14 protein-coding genes and 1 other annotated feature (1 of these 15 cut by a window edge) are annotated in these 17,133 nt (G+C 33.5%); all 14 genes read right to left on the bottom strand.

The features are described from left to right. Positions 1-195 (bottom strand) — a binding site (T-box leader) (it extends 37 nt beyond the left edge of the window). Next, positions 186-1,364, bottom strand: a complete 1,179-nt coding sequence (gene trpB, locus ACAM22_RS07435; RefSeq protein WP_000208439.1) for a tryptophan synthase subunit beta — start codon at positions 1,362-1,364, stop codon at positions 186-188. (Overlaps the previous feature by 10 nt.) A 512-nt stretch (positions 1,365-1,876) precedes the next feature. After that, positions 1,877-2,878, bottom strand: coding sequence for a LacI family DNA-binding transcriptional regulator (locus ACAM22_RS07440; protein WP_369606631.1), 1,002 nt, complete (start codon positions 2,876-2,878; stop codon positions 1,877-1,879). Between the two features lie 107 nt (positions 2,879-2,985). Further along, positions 2,986-3,354, bottom strand: coding sequence for a hypothetical protein (locus tag ACAM22_RS07445; RefSeq protein WP_369606632.1), 369 nt, complete (start codon positions 3,352-3,354; stop codon positions 2,986-2,988). A gap of 95 nt (positions 3,355-3,449) precedes the next feature. Then, entirely contained in the window at positions 3,450-4,160 is a 711-nt protein-coding gene (locus tag ACAM22_RS07450; protein WP_001149045.1) for an MgtC/SapB family protein, read from the bottom strand. Positions 4,161-4,162: 2 nt separating this feature from the next. Next, positions 4,163-5,854: an iron ABC transporter permease gene (locus ACAM22_RS07455; RefSeq protein ID WP_023943877.1), complete on the bottom strand. Its 1,692-nt coding sequence runs from the start codon at positions 5,852-5,854 to the stop codon at positions 4,163-4,165. A gap of 11 nt (positions 5,855-5,865) precedes the next feature. Continuing rightward, complete coding sequence (locus ACAM22_RS07460) at positions 5,866-6,876, bottom strand: ABC transporter ATP-binding protein (protein ID WP_000589137.1); 1,011 nt, start codon at positions 6,874-6,876, stop codon at positions 5,866-5,868. Between the two features lie 102 nt (positions 6,877-6,978). Beyond that, positions 6,979-8,046, bottom strand: coding sequence for an extracellular solute-binding protein (locus tag ACAM22_RS07465; RefSeq protein ID WP_369606633.1), 1,068 nt, complete (start codon positions 8,044-8,046; stop codon positions 6,979-6,981). Positions 8,047-8,070: 24 nt separating this feature from the next. Continuing rightward, on the bottom strand, positions 8,071-8,730 hold the full coding sequence (locus tag ACAM22_RS07470; protein WP_000793811.1) for a DUF1868 domain-containing protein: 660 nt from the start codon (positions 8,728-8,730) through the stop codon (positions 8,071-8,073). A gap of 183 nt (positions 8,731-8,913) precedes the next feature. Next, entirely contained in the window at positions 8,914-9,924 is a 1,011-nt protein-coding gene (galE, locus tag ACAM22_RS07475) for a UDP-glucose 4-epimerase GalE (protein ID WP_057487890.1), read from the bottom strand. Positions 9,925-9,936: 12 nt separating this feature from the next. Next, positions 9,937-11,412, bottom strand: coding sequence for a UDP-glucose--hexose-1-phosphate uridylyltransferase (galT, locus tag ACAM22_RS07480; RefSeq protein ID WP_054422763.1), 1,476 nt, complete (start codon positions 11,410-11,412; stop codon positions 9,937-9,939). A gap of 12 nt (positions 11,413-11,424) precedes the next feature. Beyond that, positions 11,425-12,066 (bottom strand): phosphate uptake regulator PhoU, encoded by a 642-nt coding sequence (locus ACAM22_RS07485; protein ID WP_000945324.1) that lies wholly within the window; start codon positions 12,064-12,066, stop codon positions 11,425-11,427. A gap of 57 nt (positions 12,067-12,123) precedes the next feature. Beyond that, positions 12,124-12,870, bottom strand: coding sequence for a protein phosphatase 2C domain-containing protein (locus ACAM22_RS07490; RefSeq protein ID WP_078171017.1), 747 nt, complete (start codon positions 12,868-12,870; stop codon positions 12,124-12,126). Then, positions 12,854-14,962, bottom strand: a complete 2,109-nt coding sequence (locus ACAM22_RS07495) for a glycosyl hydrolase family 28-related protein (RefSeq protein WP_369606634.1) — start codon at positions 14,960-14,962, stop codon at positions 12,854-12,856. The genes ACAM22_RS07490 and ACAM22_RS07495 overlap by 17 nt, the downstream gene beginning before the upstream one ends. Positions 14,963-15,883: 921 nt before the next feature. Beyond that, positions 15,884-17,110 carry a DegT/DnrJ/EryC1/StrS family aminotransferase gene (locus tag ACAM22_RS07500; RefSeq protein ID WP_369606635.1) on the bottom strand — a complete coding sequence of 409 codons (1,227 nt, stop codon included), beginning with the start codon at positions 17,108-17,110 and terminating at the stop codon, positions 15,884-15,886. Positions 17,111-17,133 lie beyond the last annotated feature (23 nt).

Genomic DNA, 17,133 nt, shown 5'->3' on the forward strand with positions numbered 1-17,133 from the left:
GATTTCTCCTATCTCTCATTCCTGTCTCAGATACCTCCTGTAACAGGCTGTGCGATAAAGGGCACTCCCTTGAGAATTATGTTTTCTTCTCTTATTTCAGATGGACCCAACCTTACAGCTTTCTCTGCTTGTTTCCAGCAACCACAAGCTCTCTGTGAGAGAAAGGACTGTAATTTTTCCATCTATTATTTTTTAGCTTCTAGGTAGTCTGCAATAGCAGCTACGTCCTTGTCTCCACGACCAGAGACATTGATGATGATAATATCATCTTTACTTAGTTTTGGTGCACGTTTAACCGCTTCTGCGATGGCGTGCGAACTTTCAATCGCTGGGATAATTCCTTCTGTCTTGCTGAGAAGGAGGAGAGCCTGAACAGCTTCTTCATCCGTCGCAGCAACATATTCCACGCGACCTGAATCTTTGAAGTAGGCGTGTTCTGGGCCAACCCCTGGATAGTCCAATCCAGCTGAGATAGAGTAAACTGGAGCTAGCTCTCCATCTTCCTTAAAGACTGCATAAGTCTTCATGCCGTCGACAATTCCGATACTACCTTTTGTCATAGTAGCTGCGTGCTTGTCTGTATCAAGTCCGTGACCAGCAGCTTCAACCCCAACCAATTTAACTTCTTCATCAGCCACATACTGAGAAAAAGCACCGATGGCATTGGAACCACCACCTACACAGGCAATGACATAGTCTGGTAAACGGCCTTCTTTTTCTAAGATTTGACGGCGAGATTCTTCACTGATGACCTTTTGGAACTCGTGGACAATGGTTGGATATGGGTGAGGTCCCACAGCAGATCCCAGAACATAAAAGGCTTCCAAATCATTCATCCATGCTCCAAAGGCTGCATCAACAGCATCTTTGAGGGTACGAGTCCCTGTTTCAACTGCATGAACAGTTGCTCCCATCATCTCCATACGGAAAACATTGAGACGTTGACGTTCCACATCTTCTGCCCCCATGTAGACATCACAGGCCATACCAAACTTGGCTGCAGCCGCTGCTGTCGCAACACCGTGCTGACCTGCCCCTGTTTCCGCAATCACTCGTTTTTTGCCCATGCGTTTAGCCAAAAGAATTTGTCCTAAAACGTTGTTGAGCTTGTGAGAACCAAGGTGGTTAAGGTCTTCGCGCTTGAGATAAATCTTAGCGCCACCTAAGTGATCTGTCAAGCTTTCCGCAAAATAGAGCGGTGTTTCGCGACCTGAATAGTCCTTCAAGTAATGACGAAATTCTGCCAAAAATTCTGGATCATCCTTGTACTTGTCAAATGTCACTTCCAACTCGTCCAACAAAGCCTGAATCGGCTCTGGTACAAAACTTCCACCAAATTGTCCAAAATAACCTTTAGTTGTCATAAAATTTTCCTCTTTCAGTATTGATTTCAAGATATGAAAAAAGCCCACACACAGAATATACTTCCATGTGAGGGCGTTGGTAACGCGGTGCCACCTCAATTATAAAGGGACTATTCCCCTTTACATCTCTGCCTTGTCTAACAACAAGTTGCACTGTAAGGTGTGCGCACCGAATTTTCATTGTTTCAAATTCATTTTTAAAATCAGCCCACTTTCACTACTTCCAACCACCTGTTCACAATCACCACAGGCTCCCTGAAGATCAAAAATAGTTACTTTTCTGATTTGTTGAACTTATTTTAATACTTTGTTTTTTCTTTGTCAAGACTTTTTTACAATTTTTTTGAAAGATGTGTGATTCGAATGTGATAATGTCTTTAGTAAATCGAACGTGAAAATGTCCCACTTATTAGAAATTGGATCCAACTCAATAGAAACTGAATGGAGGCTAAACAGAACTTACTTTAGAACACTCCATCTTTTCCATTAGGATTTTCAAGAATTAAACAATACTAGAAACTCTGTCTCCTAACAAGTTTAGTAGAAACTTCAACAGATGTGACACTTTCCCCCTTTATAATTGCTAATACCCCTTCAATCATTTTTTTAGCCAACATGATATAATCAGGAGAAATTGTAGATAAAGCTGGAGTATAATATTGAGAAATTGGAATATTGTCAAATCCGATTATTGAAATATCATCAGGAATAGTAATTTCCTTCTCATAGCAAGAACGAATCAATCCCTGTACTTTTTCATCACCGGATACAAAAATCAAATCAGGATAATTTTGATTAGATAGATGTCTTGTAGCATATAAATAAACCGAATCTATTGTAGTTAGACCATATACTACTTTCAAATCCATTTCATAGTTATTATCATTTAAAAAAGCACGAACCCCTCTCTCTCGATCAATATTAACAAGGGATTCTCCTCCCATAAGTAACCACATACTATTAATGTTTTCTTTTGATACTAATTTCATCATGTCATAAGTGGCCTGAAAATTGTTGTTAGAAACATACACAACATTAGGTGTTCTAGATTCTCCAAAAACTATGAATGGCATTTTATTCTTTTGCAAGTAATTAATCCGAATATCTTCTTTACTTTCATAAAATACTATTACACCATCTATCAAGCTTCCTGTACTCGAGATTATTGAATTACTAATTGTATCTTCTTCACTAAAATATTCAACAATAGCGTTAACACCATACTCTTTACAAGTTTGTAAAACTTTATCTAATAAAGTTTGAAACCAAATTAAAGGAAAAGAGTCGATTTTTTTTACAGAAATCAATATATTTATAGCTTCTTTTTTAGTTAAATTTTTTGCATACGCATTTGGAATATACGACAATTCCTCTATAACTTTTTGAATCGCTTGATAAGTTTCTTCTTTAACATTTACTCCACCATTAATAACTCGTGAAACTGTTTTTGGAGAAAAACCTGATAAACGTGCAATATCATAAATAGTTACCTTTTTCCCATTTATATTTTTCATTTCAGTCCTCCATTACGAACATTCTAATATTACTATACAATATTTAATTTTTTTTAACAAGAGAATTTTGTAAATTATTTAAGATCCACAAATACACAATATTAATTTTACAAATATTCTTCCCCTTCAAAAAAGTTTAAATTGCAATTCACACCTTTATTTTTAAGAATGTTTCCAACTTCACGACAAATAAATTCATATGAGAAAAAACTACCATAAAATTGTAGATTAACTTTTTCAGTAAAAATTGTTGGATTTATAAAAATATATAATAGCCTGTCAATGTAACATTCTAACATAGACTTAATTTTTACTTTAAAAATAACATTTGTTATCAACTCATCAGGAGGTAAATGAAAGGGAAACACCATTTCACAAATATCATAAAAAGAAATAAATTTGTATACTTGTATCAAACAATTATTATCAAAATATTCTATTTTACCTAAATCAAAATAGATTTTAAAATCTTTCATAAAAACCTCTGAGCAAAAATCTACTCAAAAATTAGATGATTAAAACATCTAAAAAACAAAAGGACAAAAACATCTGTCCCTTTGTTTACTAAATTTCAGCTAATTTCTTCGACATAAATAACACCTACAATATTAGCAATTTCTTCCATCAAACGAAGATGTTCAAATCTTCCTGATAGTTCTAGAGTAATAAATGATGCTATTTTTTTTTCTGGAACATCAAAATATTCAATTCTTTCTGAATTAACATCTCCAAATGCAGTTCTAGAATCAGTCATTCTAATGCCATTCTCAGCACAGTATACTAGTACCCGATTATATGCCTCTGTAGATCTAACAACGATATACAATTCGATTATCTTTGAACGACTTTGAAGATATTTTTTTAAAGGTTGGAACATAGTTATAACACTCCAAACAGAAATTGCTCCTAGTACGGCTCCTTCATAAAAACCAACACCTATAGCTAGACCGATTCCAGCTGAAGCCCATATTCCGGCTGCAGTTGTTAAACCAGTTATTTTCTTTTTATCTGTAATAAGTATTGTTCCAGCCCCAAGAAAACCAACACCTGATATAACTTGCGCACCTAAGCGTGTAGGATCTCCTGTACCAAATTTATAAGATACATACTCATTAGTCATCATAATTAAACATGCAGCCAGACAAACAATACTATGTGTACGAATACCTGCTGGTTGAGATTTACTTCCTCTCTCTAAACCAATTACTCCACCAATAACTAATGAAAGTACAATTCTTAATACAATTTCGATATATGATAGTCCTAAGCTTGTTGCCTGCATTATTATTTCCTTTTTCTACTAGCTGGTCTCTGAGTAAAGTATAATACAGAACCAGAAATTATCATTAATACAATAGTATAAACGAACACAAGTGCTTGAGCATTTGAAGTTGCTGTTTCATCACCTGCTGAACGAATAGTTATACCCAGCGGTTGAGCTAATGGATGGTAAAGAAATACAGATAAGTCGAAGTCAGTTAATAAAGAGTTAAAGTTTAAAGCAATAACAGAGAGAACAACCGGTAAAATAAATGGAATGATAACCTTCATCATAGTATAAAAAGGTGAAGCACCCATACTTCTTGCTGCATCTTCCATCTCATCATCAACACTAAATAAAATAGCACGTACCATTCTATAAGAAAATGGGATTTTTACAACTATATATGCAATAAGTAGAATTACCAAACTACCTACCAAAATCTGATTCAAGACAAGAAATTGTGGCTGATTAAAAGTAAATAATAAACTTACTGCTAAAAGTGTACTTGGTAGTAACCAAGGAAGTAGAGCACCATATTCAAATAAGAAATCAAAGCGAGCTTTATGTTTTCTGACAACTCGAGCAAATATAACTGCGAGAATTGTTGCTGTTGTCGCAGCGATAATAGAATAAATAAAGCTGACCAAGAATGGAGAGAATGCCGCACTATTACTAAAGAATAAGCGATAATTTTCTAAAGTAAAGTTTGATAATGTTAAGTTACCTGTTTGAATTGCAACTGGATCTGTAAATGAGTATAATACTATAAAAATTAGTGGAAGCATGAAAACTGTGAACAATCCATATGCTACAATGTGAGCAATGATATTCCAAGGCTTAGATGCAATTTTTTGTTTTTTAAGAGGCGCTTTAGTCTTAGAGATAGAAATATAATTTCCACCTTTTTCTATCTTATTCATGATAGTAAGCAAAATTGTAGTTGCAATACCTAAAATAATTGCAAGTAAGGCAGCTAAATCACGAGAATTCCCCATCCCTGCAAATGTAATAATCATTGGATTTATAGTTTGAAATCCTTTACCACCAACAATCATGGGTGCTGCTACTGCAGACAAACCACTAAGAAAAACCATAATAGTAAGTGCAAATAGAGTTGGAATTAAGGTTGGTAACACTACTTTTCGGAAAACAGTAAATGGTTTTGCTCCCATATTTCGTGCAGCCTCAATAGTGTGATAGTCAACGCTTCGAATTGTATTTGTTAAAAACAATGTATGATTAGCAGTTCCTGAAAATGTCATAATGAATAAGACTGCACCATACCCAATAAACCAGTTAGGGTCTAAAGAAGGGATAACATTTTGTAAAAATTTTGTTATCAATCCATAAGGACCATAGACAAATTTATATCCAGTCGCTAAAACCACTCCTCCATAAATTAAAGAGGTCATATAGCCTAATTTTAAAATTTTAGCACCTTTAATATCAAAGTACTCTGTAAATAGAACACAAAGAATACCTACGACATTAACTGTAATAATGAGTGAAAATGCTAACTTAAAACTGTTCATAATACTCTGAAGTGCCCTCTCAGATTTTAGAACACGATGTACAGCTTCAAGGGAAAATTCTCCTCCTTTTACAAATACATTCACTACTAGATCAAAGTTTGGATAAATAATAAATGTTACTAGGAACCAGATTAACCCTAAACGAATAAGCCAATCTTTTAAATTTAATTTATGACGCATACTGCACCTCCTTAAAATTGCAGAACGTCTGATGGTGTGATAAATAAGTCCACACTTTCTCCGACAGATCTAATAGCAGCCTGACTATCAATACTTGTTACATTAAGAATCTGACTTTCAGAAACTTTTATTGTATAGTGAATTGTAACTCCAGAAAACTCAACATCAATAATTGTTCCTTTTAGAATGAAATCTTGTTCAGTTTCACGATTGAATCGAACTTTCTCTAATCGAATGTATCCTTTTTTATCTTCTAAGAAAACGCTTGCATTTTTAAGTAATACTTCGTGGACTGTTTCATCGGTCAAAACATTAATATCGCCAATAAAATCACATACAAATTCAGTTTGAGAATTATGATAAATCTCTACAGGTGTACCGACCTGTTCGATGTATCCATTGTTAAAGACTGCAATTCTATCAGATAAAGTTAAGGCTTCCTCTTGATCATGAGTAACATATAAAGTAGTAATACCTAACTCTTTTTGAAGTCTTTTCAACTCTTTTCTCAAATCTACACGTAATTTTGCGTCAAGGTTTGACAATGGTTCATCTAGACAAAGAATTTTAGGTTCAAGAACCAGAGCACGAGCCAATGCTACCCTTTGTTGTTGACCCCCAGATAATTCTGATACATTACGCTGTAACTGTTGATCAGAGATCTTAATTTTTGCTGCTACTGCTGATACTTTAGCTTTAATAACATCTGGAGCTACCTTCTTAACTTTTAAACCAAATGCAATATTATCAAAAACAGTCATAGTTGGAAATAGCGCATAAGATTGAAATACAATACCAATTCCACGCTTTTCAGGTTCCAAATGAGTGACATCTGTTCCATTAACTTCAATACTTCCTGATGATGGATCTAGAAAACCTACCAATGCTCTCAAAGTAGTTGATTTACCACATCCTGAAGGCCCAAGAAATGTAAAAAATTCACCTTCATGTATATCTAAATTCAGATTATCAATTGCAACAAAATCACCATATTTAATTTGAATATTATCAAATTTAATCATCTCACTAACTCCCTCTATTACTAAACCAAAAGCCTCTCTTTATTTCTTCCATAAATTTAGAAATAATAGAGAGACTTGGACATAAAAATTAACTCTTATTTCTTATTGTACGTATTCTAATTCAGCTTTTTCTACCCATTCATCCAAATGCTTTCCAACAGCTTCCCAGTCAATATTTTGTGGTTTCACTTGATCAATAAATTTCTTAGTATCTTCTGGTAGATCTTTGAGGGCATCTTTATTTGCAGGAATAGATCCAAAGTTCTTACTATATTCTACTTGAATTTCTGATTGACCAAACCAATCAATAAATTCTTTAGCTAACGCTTGTTTTTTACTAGTGCTTAAAACCATAGTTTGTTCAGTTACAAATGGTACACCAATCTCAGGAGTCATAACTTTGAAAACAACATTTTGTTCTTTTTGTCCAACTAATGCACCAGAACCCCACATCATTCCATATTGTATTGGATCTTCTTTGTCTAACATCTTAACAATTGAACTTTCTCCCTTTTGAAGAGTGTATGCATTTTTCAAATATTCTTTTGCTACTTCCCAACCTTTTTCGGAAACACCTAATTCACCTTTATCATCAAGGTATCGAACTAAGATACTTGCTAGAATTGCCCGTCCTGTACCACCTTGAAGACCAGAAATTGAATACTTACCTTTATACTTACTACCTAATTCAGTCCAATCTTTAGGCATTTCTTTTACATCAGGCGCCCCAATTAAAACTAATGGTTGAACAATCACAGGATTATAATAATTATCTTTATCGGATAAAGATTGATCAATTTTATCTAACCATTTAGGCTTGTACTGTACTAGTAATTTTTGATCTCTAATTTTATTTGAATCAACAGCACCAATTCCAAATACCATATCTGCAACTGCATTATTCTTCTCAGCAATAACACGGTCTGCTAATTGAGCGCCAGGGATATCAACCATTTTGATATTAAAACCAGCTTCTTTTGCTTTAGCAGTTAACCAATCACCACGACCATTTGAGACTGAGTTCGAATAGATTACTAGTTCTTGACTTTTATCAGCTTTTTCTTCAGATGAAGAAGCAGTCGTAGAATTTGAACCTCCAGAGCAAGCAGCAAGTGTAGTAAGAGCAACTCCCGTTGCAAGTACAGTAGACCAAACTTTCATTTTTTTCATGATAAGTTCTCCTTTTTAATTATTTTATTTAAATTTTTCGTGATATGGAACAAATTGTCTCATATCTTCAAATACAGTATAGTCAATACGGTTTACAGTAATAGTTGGAATCTTCTCTAATAAAATTTCAGTTAATTCTGCTCTGACTTTAGTAAACTCTTCTTCCTCCTCTTCGGTTAGAGGAATCCGAAGATACCCAATTGAAATATGGAATTGATATCTATCATGATTAGGGAAACGAACACCTGCTTTTTCTGAGACATAAGTACGAATTTCTTCTAATCTCTTTGCAGAAGCTTCATCTGCAGGTTCAACTAGTATGTTTTGTTTTCCCATTTCAGTTACACGCATATGAATTTCTTCATCCAACAATGGAAAAATTTCAAGTTGTTTAGCAAAGTAATCATGTATTTCCTGTAAAGGTGTATCTAGAGGAAGATTACTGCTCCAAAACTCCGTTTCACGATTTTCATGGCACAACAATTCAATTACAGTCATGTGAATAGAATTCCTTGGAGTTAAAGTAAACTTATCGATAAATGGTAATTCTCTATAACGTGATTGAATAATATCAACAACTTCCATCAAATCTTGTTTAGTATAAAGATTTGCTACAACTGTATTCCCAGGGAAATGATTAAATTCCCCATTCTCTTTGAACTTAATTTTTGTTAAGTTTTTCATATAAAGACCTTCTTTTTTATATTTGACATCGGTGTCATCTTGTTTACATTATACAATGAAACCGTTTCCTTTGTCAAGCGCTTTCAAACATTTTTTTAAAAAAATTTATCTTTCATTAAATATGCATTTCATTAAAAGGTTAAGTAATTTTTCCAAAATACAGCACTCATATAGACAGTATCATCAATTATAGCCATTGGGATTTTTTGATTGCCAATTCCATGTATCTCTACACATGTCTTCAATCGATTTTGTTGTCCTCCAATTTAATTCCTTATATGCTTTGTCTGCATTTGCATAACAAGTCGCAACGTCTCCTGATCGTCTTGGTACAATTTTATACGGAATTGGAACCTTATTAACACTTTCAAATGTATTTACAAGTTGTAATACACTTGTGCCTTCTCCTGAACCAAGGTTATAAATATAAACATCTGTTTTTTCAGATACTTTTTCTAAAGCTTTTATATGTCCTATTGCTAAATCTACTACATGGATATAATCGCGAACACCAGTACCATCTACCGTATCATAATCATCTCCAAAAACACTTAGCTCTGGTCGCTTACCTACCGCTACTTGTGCAATAAAAGGCATTAAGTTGTTAGGAATGCCTGATGGATCTTCTCCAATCAACCCCGACTCATGAGCACCAATCGGATTGAAATAACGAAGCAACGCAATACTCCACTCTGAATCTGCTACATGAACATCTTTTAAAATTTGTTCAAGCATCACTTTTGTGTACCCATACGGATTCGTTGCACTTGTCGGCATCGTCTCAATAAGGGGAGACTGATTGTGAACGCCGTATACAGTCGCACTCGATGAAAATACAATCTTTTTAACATTAAACTCTGACATCACTTCAACAAGAGCTAATGTGCTCATAATATTATTTTCGTAATACATTACAGGCTTTTGCACGGATTCGCCGACAGCTTTGTATCCTGCAAAATGAATTGCAGCCTCAATAGATTCTTGTTCAAAAACTTTTCTCAATCCTTGTTTATCACAAACATCTAATTCGTAAAACGCAGGACGTTGCCCTGTAATTGCTTCAATACGATCTAATACTAAAATGCTTGAGTTTGAAAGGTTGTCGACAATAACGACTTCCTTACCTAAATTTAGTAATTCTACTACGGTATGGCTACCAATATAACCAGCTCCGCCTGTTACCAATATTGCCATTTTTACTTCCTCCTAATTAATTCCAACCGATTTAACAAATCTCATAAATGCTTCTTGTCCGGTTTGAGTATTCTTATAAACACCTGCATCTTCGAGAACTCTCGCAAATACTTGCCCTACTTCATGTTGAACTACGCTATGAACCTCTTCCTCTTTAAGTCCAGGATATTTTTCTTTCAATTGAACGGCCCATTCTAAATGATAATCAGCAATTGCGTTATCTTTTCCTAAAAGATATTTCTCAACTTCTTCTAACTCTGTTTTCAAACGAGGTGGTAAAATCGCAAGTCCCATCACTTCGATTAACCCAATATTTTCCTTTTTAATATGTTGTACATCTTGATGAGGATGGAAAACACCATCTGGGTATTGTTCAGTAGTATGATTATCTCTTAGAACAATATCTAATTCATATCTTCCGTCCACTTTACGAGCAATAGGAGTCACCGTATGGTGTGGGACATCTGCAGTCATTGCAATGATGTCTACTTCTAAATCTGAATATTCTCTCCACTTATTTAGAATTTTAGTAGCTAAATCTAACAAGCGATTTTTATTTTCACTTTGTAACCTAATTACTGACATTGGCCATTTTACAATACCAGCATTAACATCCTCAAAGTCTTTAAAACGAAATTCACTCTCAAATTTTGCTTTTTCCATTGGGAAAATATATTTCCCTCCCTGGTAGTGGTTATGACTAAGAATGGAGCCTCCTGAGATAGGAAGATCAGAATTTGAACCAGCAAAATATCCTGGCAAAATATCAACAATCTCCAATAATTGTTCAAATGTTTTAGAGGTAATAGCCATTGGTACATGTTGACTATTCAAAAATATCGCATGCTCATTAAAATATGAGTAGGGAGAATACTGGAATCCCCATACTTCGTCACCAAGTTTCAACCGAATAATTCTATGATTCGAACGTGCTGGATAATTTATTCGACCTTGATATCCTTCATTTTCCATACATAGTAAACATTTAGGATAATTAGTTGCTTTTACTAATTTTTCAGCAGCAATTGTTTTTGGATCTTTTTCGGGTTTTGACAAATTTATCGTAATCTCTAGCTCTCCGTATTTAGTTGATGCTCTAAACTCAATATTCTTAGCAATAGCAGAAGTTTTAATATAATCACTATCTTTACTTAACTTATAAAACTCTTCAACTGCTTCTTGAGGTGATATATCATATGAACTCCAAAAAATATCATTTAATCGACTAGGTAAAGGAACTATGAAATTCATTAACTCTGCTCCTAAACATTCCTTTTCCTCGATTAAATCTTTAATTTTACCGTTTTTTAAGGCGATTTCCACTAAGTAATCTTTTATTTGTTTCAGGTCATTTTCATCGGAAATGCGATCAGTTCCCTCCTCACCTATTAACGCTAGTACTCTATTTTTCACATATATTTTGTCAATTTCATTATACATTCCGTATTCAATTACTCTATCAACAAAATTATCAATAATTGTTTTCATATATTTTTCTTTCTAATTTATGTTCCCATATTTTCTATACATTATCCATTTATAAATTGATTGCGTAGTATGAGCAATTTTATCAAGGTGATGAATAATATCCAAAGCACCAATTACTTCAGAAACGTTCCCATCATCTTCAAATATGTAATTCATGATTTTCTTTTCAATATTTATACTAAGCTCTTCTATCTCATTCTGTTTTTGTATAACAACCATATCTAAACATCCAGATTGTTCCTCTCTATAACAAGATATAGCCCTATTCATATGCAGTCCGATAACTTCATGAAGTATTTTTATTTCTGAAATAATTTTCTTCAAAATTTCATTGTTTTGAATAATCTGTAGATTTTTTAAAATTTCAACAATTCTATCCCCAATACGTTCAATGTCAGTTGATATTTTTATTACACTAATAATTCTTCTTAAGTCATATGAAACGGGATGTTGTAAACAAATTAACTCATATCCTTTTTTATCAACATTTAGAACTGACTCATTTATGATTAAATCTTCTTTAATCAATTCTATTCGTTCTTCATTTGATAAATATTCAAATAACTTCTCATATTTATCAAGCACAGATACCCAAATGGTCTCTAAATTATTTGATAATTCTATAATTTCATTTTCTAAATATAACCTTAACATTTAGGTACCTCTTCTTAACAAAGTTCAATAGTAACAATTAATATTTTAAACAATATATCAAACATCAATAACTAGAATACTTGCATCATCTTTCTTTCCATAGATTGGATCAATAGCAGAAGAATTAAATCTCATCTTAATTAACTCTTCAAAAGTTTTATTTTGATTATTTTGATAGAATTCATAAAAGCCATCGCTCATTAAAACAATTTGTTCACTAGTAACATCTATTTGATTAATAATAGCATGGTCTAAAAATCTCTCATCCAACGAACCTATCCAGTACCCACTCGGTTGATTAGATAATTTTCTGATTTTTTGTAAAATAATTTTTTTATTTAAAACACTATTTGTACCAATTGAGTCTTTTATCTCATTTTTCCCTTTTTCAAATAAGTTATCTACTCTATGATCAGTTATTTCCATTTCGTTTACTAACATGACGCAGTCACCTAGCATCATATACTCCAACTTTTTTTCTGAAAGTTTAGCAAATATAAAAGCAAATGTTGGTAAGCGATAATACTCTGTTAATTCATATGAGTTTAAACCGATTTCATCTTTAACCTCGAGTAAAGCAGTTTCAAATATTTGTTTAAGAGTTTTTGATTCTTTACAATTAACCGACAAACTTTCTGATAAAATATGTACAACTTCTGAGACTGAATAACCTATCTCCTCTTTAGAATTATATAAATCTGTAGCTCCATCAATAATCCAAAAATACTGATTTTGTGAACCTACAGCATCCTCATTTTCTACGGAACTTCCTTGTATCGAACAAATTTTATTTATCTTTGCCATAATACTTCAACCCTTTTAGTGTCAAAAGTAAACCAATTCCTGTCACTGTTAAGAATAGTTCCATAATCTTGTTCGAACCAGTCTTTGGTAATTTTTGTTTTACATCTACTATTTCTTTAGATTTATTAATATGATTTTCAGTTTCTCTTCCATCTCCAACTATTTTATGGTTCACTTCTTCTGTCTTATTATCTTGTTTATTGTCGATCTTGTCATTCATTTGTCTATTATCTTTACTTGAGTTAAACTCTCCGTTCTTCTGGTTACTATCAATTACATTATTTGAATTAGATTGTTTTTCATGCACATATGAACTTGTTTTAAATTTTTCCTCTTTGTTTTTTTCTTTTTCGTTTTTATCACTTAAATTATTTGTTACAATTTTGTAAAGCCCATTCTCCGTTACAATATTGAAATTACCATCGCTATCACGTATAACAGGTTCTTTCCCATTTGCATTAGATTTGATGAATGATATATACTTACCGGATAAATTATAAAATTGGTTATTTAAAACGGTTATTTTACCCTTTGAATCCTCAATAACAATTCCTTCTTTACCACCGAATATACTATTCTCTGACACTACTAAATTATCACTAACTCGTAATAATTCAATATTTGGTTGTTCTGTTTCCTTAGAATTATTATTAATTACATTTTTTGTTACAGTAATATCTGATACTTTTCCTAAATATTCTGCACTATCTTTTGCTACTCTAATAGCCTTTGTTTTAGGATCAGAAATATAAAATGTATTTTCAGTAATAACGACTTTCTTATTTAAATCAAGTTCATCTTTTACATTTTTATAACTAAAAGCATTTATTAAGGCTGCACCATTTTCTCTATAATGTACACTTTCTCCTTTTACTTTCTTATCAAATCTATTTCCTTTAATTAAAATATCAGTAAATCCTGTAAAACGTACACCAGAATACATCATGTTATCAAAATGATTATTTAAAATTTTAATATTAGAGGGGTTCTGTGTCGACAATGTTTGATAGTGTGTACCAATTGCTGTTACTAATTCTCCAGATTTATCACTTTTACCAAAATATGAATTTTGAATAGTAATATTTTCAGATTTTTTCCCATCATCATTCAAGGCATAAGGAAAACCTTTTCTAGTTAATGGTTCAATCTGAATGCTCTCCTTACTTATGATTTGCCCATCCTTCATCGTTTTGGGTAAGGCTTGCCCAAGAAAACGAGAATTATCAACTAATACATTTTTCGAACCTGCAATTTGAATAGCATGCCCTTGATAACTATCCTTGAATGTTACATTTTTTATAGTTACGTTATTTGAATTCCCAATAGCAAATGCACCTGAAGAATTTATAAGTGGTAGATTTTTTGCTTTAGTTCCTTCTTCATTCAAAGCACCGTTCATATCAATCGTACCACCAGAATAACTAATATCTTCTGTTGGGCCCCATTCTACTTGCGCACCATCATCCGTAAATAAACCTGTCATAAAAACAATAGAAGGGTGATTCTTAATATTTATACCATTTAGAATGGTAGCTTTCTCATTCAATTCTAAGTGTGTATGACTTTTTAAAAAAACAATTTCTTTTACTAAATAAGTTCCTTCAGGAAAATATACATTTCCTCCACCTAGCCCTTGAGCTGCAGCATCTATTGCATCTTGAATTGCTTGTCGATCATCATGAACCCCGTCACCTATTGCTCCATAATCTTTAACATTCAAAGCTACGTGTTCGTTCAGATTAGTACTTAAAATAGTATTCACTTCCATCCCAGAGATGTTACCCATCATAGTATCATTTGTTATATCAGGTTTATTTTGATTAATACTCACTCCTCCATTATTATCAGTACTTAAACTTGAATTGTTATCAAGACTGAGAGTATCAGAATGGGGTTCCGCAGATAATGATGTAGATGTGCTACTCAACAAAGAGTTCATTTGCATATTATCTTTAGACGAAGAAGTTTCACCAACTACTTCATTAGCTAAAACACTTTGTGTTCCAATAAATAAAACCGCTAAGAGAACTGAGCAAACTCCCACCTTAGACTTACGAATAGAGAAAACCTCATTTTGTTGAAAAGATTTCATATTAGCCTCCAATTAAAAATATTATGTCCTAATTTAATATTCATATAAATTCCATACCAGAAAATGACACCGCTGTCATTTTCTTTATAATATATTTTTAAATCAAAATTGTCAAGGAATAACACAATAAAATATCAAAATTGTGAAAGCGTGACCATTTATATATCTAACCATACTTCTAATAATTCTTTAGCCTTCCATTCAAAAGTGATTACTATCTTTCTTAGCTTGAACATAAAAATATCCTATTCACTGTATTTAAAGCATGTTGATATCTCGTAAAATACTAATTTATAAATACAAAAACAAATATCTTGTCATGCAAGCATTCACCAGGTATATTTACATGAATATCGTTCATATAGCGGATTGAAATCAAAACAATACAATATATTTCTTAAATAGATTTTCTATAAAAGCTAAATTCAAGCTCTATAAAAATAGACGCAGTTCTTCTAAAATACTGGAATAGGACATATAGATCATTGTAGACACGTATTTTATAGATTATTTCAAAAGAATGACTAGAACATGAAAAATAGTCTCAAAACTTTGAACAATATTCTGAAAACAAAAAAGAAAGACGCGAGTTTCCACAACCTCATTCGTGGAAACTCGCGTCTTTCAAAAAATAGGGTGAATTGAAAACTAGAACAAGACACTACATTTTCTAAATGATGCCTAATAAAAATTCTAAATGCTACACCAAATTGCTCACATCTCATTTCAAACCATACAGTATATTGAAACTATAAGAGTACACCTTTGCTTCTAAAATATTGCTAGAAATTAATTTGACTATCCTGATTGATTTGTCCTGTTTTTATTTCATTTTACTATAGGACTTTCAATTGAAAACAACAGTTTTACACTCAATTAGACTTTTTAGAAACAGAATCACTATTACTTGACTGTAGTTTGTCATTTTTTTGATGAAGTTAGCACTTTTTCAGAAACTGTTTTGAAAGTCTCAATGATATAGTCCACTTCTTCATCGCTTAGTTTAGTATGAAGAGGGAGCGTAATTTCATTTTCAAAGAAGGCATAGGCCTTAGGATAGTTCGCCATATCAAAGCCAAGATTCTTATAGGCTGTCAAGAGCGGAAGTGGTTTGTAGTGTACATTACTTGCAATTCCTGCTTTGGCCAATTCTTGGATGATGAGATTGCGTTCTTCTAAGCTTGCTCCTTCTACATGGGTGATGTAGAGGTGACGTGAAGATTCGACAGTTTCAGTCTTGTGTGCCAATGGATGGATACGAGAACCTGCAAAACCACTATCATAGCGGTCCACGATGTCCTTACGACGGCCAAGCAAACCAGAGTAACGGTCCAATTGTACCAAACCAAGGGAAGCCATGATATCAGTCATATTGCACTTGTAGGCTGGTGTGACGATATCGTATTCCCATGAACCTAACTGCATCTTAGCCAGGGCATCCTTTGTTTGACCATGAAGGGAAAGGATTTGGAATTCCTTGTACATTTCTTCGTCATCAATCGCTGGATTGGCTTTCCAAGTGGCACTTCCACCCTCCGCAGTTGTAAAGTTCTTAACGGCGTGGAATGAGAAGGAAGTAAAGTCCGCGATTGATCCAGCTGGTTGTCCTTTATAAGTAGACCCCAAAGCGTGGGCACTATCAGAAACAATCACAATACGGTTAAAGGCCTTTTGCCACTTGCTTGAAGCAGTAAAGAGATCACGTTTTTTCTCCACAACTTGGAACAAACGATCATAGTCGCAAACAATCCCTGCGAGCTCTACTGGGATGATCACCTTGGTCTTTTCAGTGATAGCTTGCTCAAGCAAGTCATAGTCCATCTCAAACGTATCTGCTTGAATATCCACCATGACAGGGGTTGCCCCTACGTGAGTGATAACACTACATGAAGCTGTATAGGTCATGGCTGGAACGATGACTTCATCACCAGGTCCAACTTCCAAGACGCGCAAAATCAACTCAAGCGCGGCAGTCGCAGAGTTAAGACAGACAGTCTTGGGCGTCTGTGTGTATTGAGACAAGCGACGCTCCAGTTCTTTGGTCTTAGGACCTGTTGTAATCCAACCAGAACGCAGGGTATCCGCTACTTCAGCAATTTCTGCTTCCGTAATATCGGGTGGTGAAAATGGAATATTGTAATTTGGCATTGATTTGCTCCTTTTATCTGTAC

The sequence above is a fragment of the Streptococcus sp. SN-1 genome (assembly GCF_041154385.1).
GTDB classification, from domain to species: domain Bacteria; phylum Bacillota; class Bacilli; order Lactobacillales; family Streptococcaceae; genus Streptococcus; species Streptococcus mitis_CT.